At 39.2% G+C, this 11,388-nt stretch carries 12 protein-coding genes; 3 read left to right on the top strand and 9 right to left on the bottom strand.

Features of this window, described 5'->3' with window-relative positions; genetic code table 11:
* Positions 1-135: 135 nt before the first annotated feature.
* From HMPREF9088_RS03860 to HMPREF9088_RS03840, 6 genes are all read right to left on the bottom strand, one after another.
* A complete protein-coding gene (locus tag HMPREF9088_RS03860) occupies positions 136-1,674 on the bottom strand; it encodes a DNA primase family protein (RefSeq protein ID WP_007207835.1) in 1,539 nt (512 codons plus the stop codon).
* Positions 1,671-2,468, bottom strand: coding sequence for a bifunctional DNA primase/polymerase (locus HMPREF9088_RS03855; protein WP_007207834.1), 798 nt, complete (start codon positions 2,466-2,468; stop codon positions 1,671-1,673). Before HMPREF9088_RS03855 ends, HMPREF9088_RS03860 begins: the two co-directional genes overlap by 4 nt.
* An 84-nt stretch (positions 2,469-2,552) precedes the next feature.
* The gene (locus HMPREF9088_RS03850) at positions 2,553-2,819 is read right to left on the bottom strand and encodes a hypothetical protein (RefSeq protein ID WP_007207833.1); all 267 of its coding nucleotides are present in this window, start codon (positions 2,817-2,819) and stop codon (positions 2,553-2,555) included.
* Complete coding sequence (locus tag HMPREF9088_RS11885; RefSeq protein WP_007207832.1) at positions 2,819-2,977, bottom strand: hypothetical protein; 159 nt, start codon at positions 2,975-2,977, stop codon at positions 2,819-2,821. The genes HMPREF9088_RS03850 and HMPREF9088_RS11885 overlap by 1 nt, the downstream gene beginning before the upstream one ends.
* Positions 2,978-3,111: 134 nt before the next feature.
* Entirely contained in the window at positions 3,112-3,414 is a 303-nt protein-coding gene (locus HMPREF9088_RS03845; RefSeq protein WP_007207831.1) for a hypothetical protein, read from the bottom strand.
* A gap of 85 nt (positions 3,415-3,499) precedes the next feature.
* On the bottom strand, positions 3,500-3,760 hold the full coding sequence (locus HMPREF9088_RS03840) for a hypothetical protein (protein WP_007207830.1): 261 nt from the start codon (positions 3,758-3,760) through the stop codon (positions 3,500-3,502).
* 204 nt (positions 3,761-3,964) lie between these two features.
* Here HMPREF9088_RS03840 and HMPREF9088_RS11405 point away from each other — a divergent pair, with 204 nt between their 5' ends.
* Both HMPREF9088_RS11405 and HMPREF9088_RS03830 read left to right on the top strand, forming a co-directional pair.
* Positions 3,965-4,750, top strand: a complete 786-nt coding sequence (locus HMPREF9088_RS11405) for a helix-turn-helix domain-containing protein (RefSeq protein WP_052607476.1) — start codon at positions 3,965-3,967, stop codon at positions 4,748-4,750.
* A gap of 243 nt (positions 4,751-4,993) precedes the next feature.
* Positions 4,994-6,160, top strand: a complete 1,167-nt coding sequence (locus HMPREF9088_RS03830; protein WP_007207828.1) for a site-specific integrase — start codon at positions 4,994-4,996, stop codon at positions 6,158-6,160.
* A 71-nt stretch (positions 6,161-6,231) separates the two neighbouring features.
* On the opposite strand, the gene mnmG is transcribed toward HMPREF9088_RS03830, so the two are convergent.
* Together mnmG and mnmE are read right to left on the bottom strand one after the other, a co-directional pair.
* Positions 6,232-8,136 (bottom strand): tRNA uridine-5-carboxymethylaminomethyl(34) synthesis enzyme MnmG, encoded by a 1,905-nt coding sequence (gene mnmG, locus HMPREF9088_RS03825; RefSeq protein ID WP_007207827.1) that lies wholly within the window; start codon positions 8,134-8,136, stop codon positions 6,232-6,234.
* 19 nt (positions 8,137-8,155) lie between these two features.
* Complete coding sequence (gene mnmE / locus HMPREF9088_RS03820) at positions 8,156-9,553, bottom strand: tRNA uridine-5-carboxymethylaminomethyl(34) synthesis GTPase MnmE (RefSeq protein WP_007207826.1); 1,398 nt, start codon at positions 9,551-9,553, stop codon at positions 8,156-8,158.
* A 215-nt stretch (positions 9,554-9,768) separates the two neighbouring features.
* Between mnmE and HMPREF9088_RS03815 the strand changes: the two genes are divergently transcribed.
* Complete coding sequence (locus tag HMPREF9088_RS03815; RefSeq protein ID WP_040366355.1) at positions 9,769-10,113, top strand: heavy metal-binding domain-containing protein; 345 nt, start codon at positions 9,769-9,771, stop codon at positions 10,111-10,113.
* 131 nt (positions 10,114-10,244) lie between these two features.
* Here HMPREF9088_RS03815 and HMPREF9088_RS03810 read toward each other — a convergent pair whose 3' ends face one another.
* Positions 10,245-11,015: a hypothetical protein gene (locus HMPREF9088_RS03810; RefSeq protein WP_007207824.1), complete on the bottom strand. Its 771-nt coding sequence runs from the start codon at positions 11,013-11,015 to the stop codon at positions 10,245-10,247.
* Positions 11,016-11,388 lie beyond the last annotated feature (373 nt).

Genomic DNA, 11,388 nt, shown 5'->3' with positions numbered 1-11,388 from the left:
CACATTATATATATATGATTATTAACTTCTACTTTTTTTATTTTCTTTAAATTAATAAAAATAATGTTGCTTTGTTGCTTTTTATAACTGAATCGTTGATTTATCAATATTTACAGAAGGCAACATTCAAGAAAATCAAATGTCGCCTATTGTCGCTTTGTTGCTACGCTCAATCAGTGGTTGTTTTGTTTTTTCATCAGTTTCATACGTGTATCTATAATGAATATCCAACTCTTTAAGCTTCTTCAAATCAGACTGGTGGAAAAAATGAAGTGGTGCTAAATTGTTTCTGTGATATGTCCATCCATTCCTTTCAACGATTGACCGAAATTCTTTGGTGAATGTTCGTTGCCTCATGTTAGTTGGCTGGTTTTCGTGTTCACACCAGGCTTGGAAATACTTGAACAGGAATTTAACTGGTAACCGCTCTGATTCTAATTCCAAGAATTTATCTTCAAAGAAGGAGAGAACTGCACTATTTTCCAATACTAACTCATGGATAGCTTGTCGGCTTTCTTCGGTATCTTCAACTTCTTCAAACTCCATATTGATCACTTTAGATAAAATATATTCAAGTAATTGTGAATCATAAATGTATTTTTCTTTGATTAATCGATTGTTCTTATCACCTTTGTATGAGTGGTTAAACAGAACAACCCTTAGCCTTCTTTGAAGTCCGTCTGTAATGTCCTTAAACCTCGGCAAGCCGTTCATTGACTGAATAACAAACGGTGTTAGCTTCGTTGAAAATGGTTCTTTTCCTTTAGGGTTTAACAGAACACTATCACCGGTAACAACTGATTTGAAATTCTCGCTCGTTTCATTAAAATCTTTCGGATTATTGTCATCACCTATTACTAATGACCGACCATAAGCACTAGCCAACTTAAAATCACTCTCAAATTCCTTTATTTTCAAACTAGCTGTGTTATGACGACCCACCAAGTTCACCATTAACTGTTGAAAGGTAGATTTTCCTGTCCTTCCTTGTTCACTCAAGAAGAAAACCGCTACTTCTGAAATGTAATTGGCGTTTACTGCTACTGAAAACATTTGCCATAGTAGTGTTTCTTTGCTTGGATTTCCATCCGATAATTCTTTCACCCACTCTGAGAAATTCCAGTCCTTAAAATGCGGTTCTTTGGCGTTTTCAACGTAGTTAGTTGCCACCTTATTAACAAATACATATTCGCTTGAGAACGGCTCTAATCGCTTAGTGGAACGGTTAAAAATACCGTTGTTTACAACTACCAAATTTTTATCATTTGTCCGCTGGCGTTCCTCGCATTCAGTGGTTAAATAGTGGCGTATCGTGTTACATGCTTGTTGTGTCAAGGAACGTTCTACCGTCATAGCTAACCGATTGATAAACCGTTCCCCTTTTTGATAGATGCCTGCATCAAGATCATATACCGCTAATGGTGCTAATTCTGGGTTATCCTCGTCTATCAAGATAAAAGTACATTCTCGTTTTAAAATGTCTGCTACCGCTCTTGGAGTCACTGGGAACACTTTAATTTCTCCAGTTTTTTCAATTATTTTTTGGTGTTCTTCTCTCCAATTTTGGCCAGCTTGGCTTAGCTTTGTCTTTAGTTGTTTCAAGGTAGCTATCTGACGTTGTTCATTAAGCTTTGCCTGCTGCTTCTGCAAAAATTCTTCCATACTTCCGTTCATTGATTCCCCCCTCCACTCGTATGTTTTTTGATTCGGCTTTTAAACGTTGCATTGATTTCATCAATTGGTAATGGTTCATCAAAGAAATTTTCATTCACCACTAGAATCAGCTTATAAATGGTAGTTAAATCAGCTCCCAGGTTCAACATCTTAGATATTTGGCGCATGATCCAATCATTTCTACCACCCTTAGCACATCCTGCAACCAGTTCATCCAAGAACGCTCCTGTATACTTTTTCCCGACAGTGAAGAATGGTTTGACAGGTAGTTCATTCATTTTTTTAGTATCGAACACTTTCAGAAACCAAGTCGGGAAAATGGCTATTTCATTCAGTGACCCATTCACAATTTCATATTTTTTACCATCTATGCTAGAAGGTGGCGCAACTACATAGCCATTAGTTAGAATATCTATACCCGCAAACTGATTTATTTGGCGCTCTATTTGGATGCCTTCTGGTAATTTGAAATAATAATGCTTACCGCCTGTTGGTGTTGCTACCTCTAATGTATTGGGCAAAGGTTCATGCACTTTTTCGATTGCTGACAACGTCTTGTAGCCATCTACCTCATGAACATCTATATCTAGGACAATCAAGCCTGTATCTTCGCCAACACGGATGCCTAAATTGCTTTCTGGATAATTCACCCAATGTTCTTTTAGCGCCTGTATATCGTTCGTAGCGCTCTTAAAACCATTTGTGAATGTTTCTGTTGTAAAAGGTATTTTTTTATTTGATTGAAGCGGTAATACCTTGAACCCTGCTTGTAAATAGTCAGTCATTAAACTCATTTTTCCACCCCTATTTTTTGAATAGGTACATTGTTCCTTACATTTTTGTTGAATAGGTAAGTTGTTTAATTTTCTATGATAGCTCTACTCGTCCACACAAAGACTATTGCTGATTTTAACCAGCTTATCGCTGATCGTTTGTAAATTATCTACAACATTGGATAAAGCGCCAGACTTCAAGAAATATGTGCCTGCGAACTCGTCACCCTGTTTTACTGAAAGGCTGACTGTATCAAGGTAGTTGACTATCAATTGAGTTTGTTCATAAAGACTGGTAAGTTCAACTGCCCGATCTAAAGCATATTCCTTTGTTAAATCTTCACCTTTAATTTTTAATACTTTCGTTTCCATTATTTCATCCCCCTTGTTTGATAGTTAAATTCGTCAAAGTCTAAAGCTAAGATTGTGACTGCATTGCCTGCCAAGATTACTTTCAAATACACTGGTAAGGGACTAACTATTACTAACAATGCAAAAATAAATAAAATTCTACGTGTTCTTTTTCTCATCTCTGTTCGCTCCCAACATTTTCTGGTATAATTGGGGCAAAAGAATAGACGTATATTGTCTATCGTTGTGCCTTTAACGTTTGCTTTGGTCGGCTTGATACGTTAAGGCTTTTCTTTTGCCCTTATTCATAATGTCACTCCAATTCGATTCCTAGCAGCTCCGCCAACATTTCGACTTGTTCAAAGATTAAATATTGAAGCTCCGTAATCGTGAAGGTGTCCGAAAAGTTATCTTGCGTTAAATCGTATAACTCATTCAGAATGCTTTTTACTGTCGGTTCTTTCGGTAGCAGATTTTGAAAACTTGCTTGTTCATAAATAAGATTGAATGCTTCCTTTAGTGGTTCACCTTCTAAGTTTGCCAACTCGTGTGAAGCTTCTCTTGAAATAACGCCCTGTAACGCTTTTTCAACTGCCTTGTTTTGTTCTAAATCCATGTCTTTACCTCCTGTTATTCAAACCCATTGCGACTACATTTGACTAAGTAACGGACTACTAACCACCACGCCCCCACGCATGCGATTATTTTTGGTGTTGTAATAACCATTCTCTTATGGCTTTTTTTGAATAGTATGGAGAACCGCTTTCTAAACGAATTTCTGGTGCTCCTTGTCGAACCCAGTCTTTTAGAGTATTTACTGAAACATTAAAGAATAATGCGCAATCTTTTTGTTTAACAATATCACTCTCTTCTTTTGCTGCATCCAAAGCCTCCTTCATCATTTTGTATGCTTGACTAAACTCTTCCTTTCGCCAAGCAATTAGCGTTTGTTCTACATTCATGTTATATCCTCCTTTCTGTACAAAAAAACTGCTTTTTCACATTTGTCTGTTTTTGCTAAGAAAATACGCATAAAAACAGAAATTTGTACTGTAATCAATACTTAAATGTATCGTACTCTTTTGTACAATGTAATTGTATCTTTGATATGTATTGATGTCAATACTAAATTGTGCGATAATCAAAACAGAGAGAGAGGAGATTTTATGATATCATTAAAGCTAAATGAACTTTTAAAAAAACGAGAGATTACTATACTTCAACTGAGTGAACAAACTGGGATATCAAGAAGTACACTCAATTCAATGGTCAATGGCGTTACCAAAGGCATACAATTTACAACTTTAGATACCTTATGTGAAAGCCTAGATTGTTCTGTTAGTGATTTAATAGAATACATTCCGTTTGTTCAATATCCAAAACTTTTCTTTATATCTGTAGAAGAAGATGATTGTGAATATAAAATTGCATTTATTTATGAAGTACAAGGTCTAGACAAAACAAAACTCAAACACATTAGCAATGGATACATCGGCATCTTACTAACTATTTTTGTTCGTATAACAGAAGACAAGAGAACTAATTTAATGCTACGTCTTACCCTGATGTTTAATCGTGATGTGGAAATATTAATTTCTAAAAAAATGAAAAAAGAAGTTTTTAATGGTCGAATTGATTCAGAAAGAAGGTTCTTTCCTATAATTAACCGATCAATTGATATGGTTTTGCCAAAATATGAAAGTTCTTTTGTAGATTCTACTTTCAAACACTTCAATTTAGCATTAGATTATTGGCCTGAATTAGAAGAGAAATTAAGGAGAGAAATTAAAAGTGAGCAATTTGTGGTTACTGTTACTTTTCTAGTGCCTACCCATTCTGTTATTGATACAATAAGCAATATTGATTTTACAACGGACTATATATACTCATCGACTGTTGAATCACCTAATCCTGATACTATTAATTTTGTAAAAAAAATAAATCTGAAATAATAAAAAAACAATCTCAAAGTATACGTGTTTTTTATTCATATAAAAAAAACAAAGAGGATAGTTTGAAAATAACAGATAAGGAACACTGCTTCAAAGATATATATATATCTAAAAACGGGAAGAAAAATAGAGTTTCTAACTTCAAAATACTTGATATTTAGTTTTCTATTCCTCTGAAATAATAGTTATCGAAGCACTTCGCCCTCACTCACGCCCCCACGCATAGCACTGGAGGGAAAAACAATGGCAACATTCAAAAGATACAACAGAAAAGATGGCACTGAAGCATGGCAGTTTCAAGCCTATCTCGGTGTAAATCCTGCTACTGGTAAGCCTGTAAAGACCACCAGGCGCAACTTTAAGACAAAAAAAGAAGCCCAACTTGCGCTTTCTAGGCTTCAAGTGGACTTTGAAAAAAACGGCTTGGAAAAGCGATCAAGCATGAAATTCAAAGAACTGTATGAACTTTGGTTTGCTCAACATAAGAAAGATATAAAGCCAACTACTCAACAACGCATACAAATATTCTTTAATAACCATATACTAAAGGCGTTTGGTGATAGATTTATCAATGAGATAACTCCGCTTTATTGTCAAAAACAATTAAATGCCTGGTCGGAAAAATACAGCACGTATAAGGCTATGAGAACTTACGTAAGTATGGTGTTCAAATATGCCAATTTAATCGCTCTCATGGACGATAACCCAATGGAACGAACAATCATACCAAAGGCAAAGAAGAAGCCTGTTAAAAGCGATTCTGATAGCTATTACACCAAAGAAGAAGTACAAGCCTTTCTACGTTGCCTATTAAGGTTAAAAGATTACCGTGCGCATACATTCTTTAGAGTGCTGGCATTTGTCGGACTTCGTAAAGGTGAAGCAATGGCTCTACTGTGGGAAGATATTGACTTCGATAACAATACTATCAATGTGAGTAAGACCCTTGCTGAATTACAAAGCGGTAAAGCGATTATCCAAGACCCGAAAACAGAATCTTCTAACCGTACAATAAGCGTAGATAGCAATACCATGCGTATCTTGAAAGAGTGGCGCAATCATATTAAACAGAACCGATTGAAGCTAGGCATAAGAGATACAAACTTCGGTAAGAAGCTAGTATTCAGTAATTCAATCTACACCAACGAAAACCAATACTTATATAAATCTTATCCGAATAATGTCATGAAACGAGTAAGCAAGCACTACCCCGATATGAAAATAATAAAGGTGCACGATTTCAGAAAAACGAATGCTTCTCTATTGTTTGAAAGTGGCGCAAGCATTAAAGACGTTTCTCAACGTCTAGGCCATAGTTCAACCAAAATTACTACGGATATTTATATAAAAGTAACGCAAGCCAAGCAAGAAGAAACTGTCGAACAATTTTCAAAATTTATGGCATTTTAGATCTGATGGCATTCAAAATGGCATTCAAAGGAAAATTCGGTTTCACGTGAAACAAGAAAAAAGGCTTGATATCAAGCCTTTTCCTCTGTTACTTTTGCTATTTTTCCTTGTTCGATGTAGACCATTAGAATGCTCATGTCTGCTGGGTTTACACCGCTAATGCGGCTAGCTTGAGCCAATGTTTCTGGTTGGATTTTTTGCAATTTTTGTTTGGCTTCTGTTGCGAGACCATTGATTGCACTGTAATCAATTTTTTCTGGGATTCGTTTGGCTTCCATGCGTTTTAATTTTTCTACTTTTTCGAGTGCTTTATTAATATAGCCTTCGTATTTCAATTGAATTTCGACTTGTTCGATTTCTTTTTTCGTCAATGAAGGCGTATCTGGTAAAAATTGAACGATGTCTTGATACATTAGTTCAGGACGTTTTAGTAAATCAGCAGCCAAAATGCCATCTTTTAATTCGGCTGATCCGCGTTGGATTAGCATCGCTTGTACTTCTTGGGTAGGTTTCAACCGTTCGTTTCTTAGGCGTTTAAGTTCAGCTTCTACATGCTTTTTCTTGTCTAAGAAGGCTTGGTATTGCTCTTCTTTGACCAGTCCTATTTGATGACCCATCTCTGTTAAGCGTAAGTCTGCATTGTCATGACGCAACAACAACCGATATTCCGCACGTGAGGTCAATAAACGATACGGTTCATTTGTTCCCTTTGTTACTAAATCATCAATCATCACACCGATATACCCATCGCTGCGTTTGACAATCAATGGCTCTTTTCCTTGAACTTTCAAGCCAGCATTAATACCGGCAATAATTCCTTGTCCTGCTGCTTCTTCGTACCCACTTGTTCCATTCGTTTGGCCAGCAGTGAAGAGGTTAGCGATTGGCTTCGTTTCTAGCGTCGGGCGCAATTGGTGAGGGACAACAACGTCATACTCAATCGCATAGCCTGTACGCATCATTTCGACTTCTTCTAAGCCTGCGATCGAGCGAAGCATTGCCACTTGCACATCTTCTGGCAATGAAGTTGATAAGCCTTGAACGTACACTTCTTCCGTATGCAAGCCTTCTGGTTCTAAGAAAAGCTGATGGCGTGGCTTGTCTGAAAAGCGCACAATTTTGTCTTCAATCGATGGACAATATCTGGCTCCAACACCCTCCACAATCCCCGTAAACATGGGCGCACGGTGTAGATTCTTGTGGATAATTTCATGGGTTTTTTCATTCGTATACGTCAACCAACATGGTTCTTGTTCAAGCTTGTAAGCACTATCTGGGGTTCCAAAACTGAAATGATTGGGTTCATCGTCACCAGGCTGAATTTCAGTCACGCTATAATCAATCGTGCTGCCTTTTACGCGTGGTGGTGTCCCTGTTTTAAAGCGGGCAATTTCTAGCCCAAGTTCTTTCAAATGATCTGCCAAACCGACAGATGGTTGAGAATTATTGGGACCAGAAGAATATTTCAGCTCACCAATAATAATTTCCCCTCGTAGCGCTGTGCCTGCAGTAATGACGACGGCTTTGGCTGCATAGCGTGCACCGGTAGCGGTAATAACTCCTTTACAGACGTGATCTTCGACAATCAGGCGTTCAACTAGACCTTGTCGTAAGGTCAAATTTGGTTCTTGTTCGATGGTATGCTTCATTTCAGCTGAATACGCATGCTTGTCTGCTTGTGCTCTTAATGCGCGTACTGCCGGGCCTTTCCCAGTATTAAGCATCCGCATTTGGATATAGGTCTTATCGATGTTGCGCCCCATTTCGCCACCGAGTGCATCAATTTCACGTACAACGACTCCTTTAGCCGGACCGCCGACAGATGGATTACACGGCATAAATCCGACCATGTCTAAATTGATTGTTAACAACAATGTTTTGTTTCCCATTCGACTAGCAGCAAGGGCAGCTTCTGAACCGGCATGGCCAGCGCCGACTACTATGACGTCAAATGATTCTCCTTGATATTCTTGCATCGCTTCGTTACTCCTTTTTTTATTTTCCTAAGCAAAATTGACTAAATAATTGGGTAATCAGTTCATCTTGGACACTATCGCCGACAATCTCTCCTAGATCGTCCCAGCAGCGTGTCATATCTATCTGGACCAAATCTACCGGCATACCTGCTTCAATGCCTGAGATGACGTCAGAGAGCGCCTGAGAGGCATGCTCTAATAAAGCAATGTGGCGCGTATTTGAAACATACGACGCATCTTTGTCTGTCGTTTGACCACCAAAGAATAAATCAGCAATCGCTTGTTCTAATTTATCAAGGCCGGCATTCTCTAAGACTGAGACTTCAAAGACAGGTGCATCGCCGACGAGAGAAGCCAATGCCGATCGATCCAATTGGCTCGGTAAGTCCGTTTTGTTCAGTAAAACAATCCGCTTGGTAGCATCGGTCGCTTGCAGTAACTGACGATCTTCCTCCGATAGTGGCTCACTTTGATTCAGTACTAGCAAAATCAAATCGGCTTTCGCTAATGCTTGACGACTCCGTTGGACACCAATCCGCTCGACGATGTCTTCGGTTTCACGGATACCTGCTGTATCAACTAATTTCAGCGGTACGCCGCGAACATTGACGTATTCTTCAATCACATCACGCGTCGTACCAGCCACGTCTGTGACGATGGCTTTCTCTTCGCGTAACAAATGGTTCAACAAGCTCGACTTGCCAACATTGGGCCGGCCAATAATTGTCGTATTTAAGCCTTCTCGTAAAATTTTTCCTTGTTTAGCTGTTTGTAGCAATGCTTGGATTTGCGCTTGTACGTGGTGCGCCTTTTCGACCAATAGCTGGCTCGTCAACGCTTCTACATCATCGTATTCAGGATAATCGATATTGACCTCCACTTGAGCCAATGTTTCTAAAATTTCCTGACGCAAAGCACGAATCAAGTTTGATAGTCTTCCATCCAATTGGTTTAAGGCTAAATTCATCGCTTTGTCTGTCTTGGCGCGAATCAAGTCCATCACGGCTTCTGCTTGGGACAAGTCTACCCGTCCGTTTAAGAATGCGCGCTTGGTAAACTCGCCCGGCTCTGCTAATCGTGCACCTTGGCGTAATAGCAATTGTAATAATTGATTGACCACGACAATGCCGCCATGACAATTGATTTCGACGACATCTTCTCTCGTGAAGGTTTTTGGTGCACGCATGACAGACACCATCACCTCATCGACGAGCTGCTCTGTCTTTGGATCTATAATATGTCCGTAATGGATCGTATGGCTAGGTACAGCCGCTAGTTGTTTGGTTCCTGCCTGAAAGACGTTTGCTGCGATGGCGATTGCTTGATCACCACTTAAACGCACAATGCTAATGGCTCCTTCGCCAGGTGGTGTCGAAATTGCTGCAATCGTATCAAATTCTTTCGTAATTTCAGCCACTTTCCTCGCTCCTTTTCATTTTATCGCACAAAAAAAGTGCCCACTCCACCTATCATTTAGGTGAACGTTGCACTTTGACTGCTTGTTCGCGTTATTCTGGTCATAGGGTAGCATATTTTTTAATGACTGACAAGTTTCGTTGCTTCTTTTTCACTGTCCTTTGCACGAATCTTAAAAACACGGTACACTTAAAAAAACTGAAAGGTGCTGATACTATGAGCTTATTTCGTAAAGACAATCAGACAGAAGAAGAACGTCGTCGTATTCGCGAGATTATTCTTTCCACTGGAAACATCGATCGCCCCTACATTGTGCGAGACATTGTATTTGCTTCAGAAAAACTGGAAGTTGATCTATTTGATCCACGAGTCGATCCAAATGATTTATTGGCGGATATTTCACATCGTTTGCGCGAAAAAGCAGATGCTTATGGCGCCAATGCAGTGATTCACTGTCATTTTGAACACGAGCATTTAGTGCATCCAGATGGTTCAACATTTTTAGAGATTTTTGCATATGGTACCGTAGTTCAATTTGTTCAATCCACGATTGGCGGCTAAAAGCGAGTGTGATAGGCTTTTGTGCACTTGTAGCAAACGGTGAGACAAAAGTATCAAGCAGACCAGAAAATCCAACCGTTTGACAAAACTTCTAGGTTTTCTGGTCTGCTTGATACTTCGGTCTCATTGGTTTATTTCACTACTGTCCACTCGTCAATGGTCTTTCCATCTGAATCTTTTAGCTGTAACCAACTGTTGGTTCCGGCAAAGTATAGAAAATGGCCGACTTCATTGACACTTTTTAAGACAACATCTTCTTTCGTGACAAAGTTTGTATCGTATTTATCCGCTTGTTCCTGACGCAACGTCAAAGCAAACTTTGCCGCAAAACCAACTGAACCATCTTTATTCAAGGGTGTCTCTTGTCGCATGATTGCCCCTTTTTTAATGACCAATTCATTCCGTTTTTGCCAGTAAACGGTCGCTTTGGTTCCGTCGTATTCTGTATAAAACGGGATGGTACTGACCGCTTTTGACCATCTATGTGCCGCTTTGCCACCTTTTTTGGCAGGCGCTTTGGCTTGTTCTTGAAAGTTATACCCCGACCAGTGCAACAGTAGGAGTATTTCTTTGACGTATGGGGCGATGATGTTCTCAAATTGATCTGGCACGGACTGCATCTCAGTCTGTGGTAGCCACTGCTGCTCTTGGCTATAGTTTTGTAGATAGCGCAAAAAATAAGCTTGCTCCATTTCCCACGTAGGCTTTAGCAGTAGCACCCGATCATAGTCTTCTATGCTTTGGTCAGAGATAGCGACCAATTGCCCTTGCTTGATAAACAAAGCAATCGCTCCTGTTGGCACCTGTTGGTCAGGTAAGCTATGTAAAAAGGTCACCGTGCCGTATCCTCCAGGCAATACTCCGATACATTCTGTTTCATTCCATGTAAAGGTTGCGTTCATTGTGTTCCTCCTTTTTGAATTAGTATAACAAGTTCGTTTCTCTTTCTAAATGAATGTGCTTATAAAAAAGAGGCAAGACAGAATTGCTCAGCTACATCTAAATAAAACGGCAAGACAAAATGAGTTACTATGAAAAAGACCAGACAGTCCAGAAGGTTGAAAAATGGTGTGCACCCCGTCAATAGGACAATGAAATAGTATAAGATTCTTTCGTCAAACTACCCTGAGTTTTGGGGTAGTTTTTTTGATTTATTTTAAAAGCAACTGTCGCGCTACGCTTGACTGGCCATGTGGTTGTAGCTGGGAAGAAGGTGCTTTCCCCGCTACAACCACACGGTATCTTAGGCTGCTTGGAAATATTGCTTGTGATACT

It is taken from the genome of Enterococcus italicus DSM 15952, assembly GCF_000185365.1.
GTDB lineage: Bacteria > Bacillota > Bacilli > Lactobacillales > Enterococcaceae > Enterococcus_G > Enterococcus_G italicus.
The sequence above is the reverse complement of the archived record's forward strand: the minus strand, read 5'-3'. Positions and strand labels throughout refer to the sequence as shown.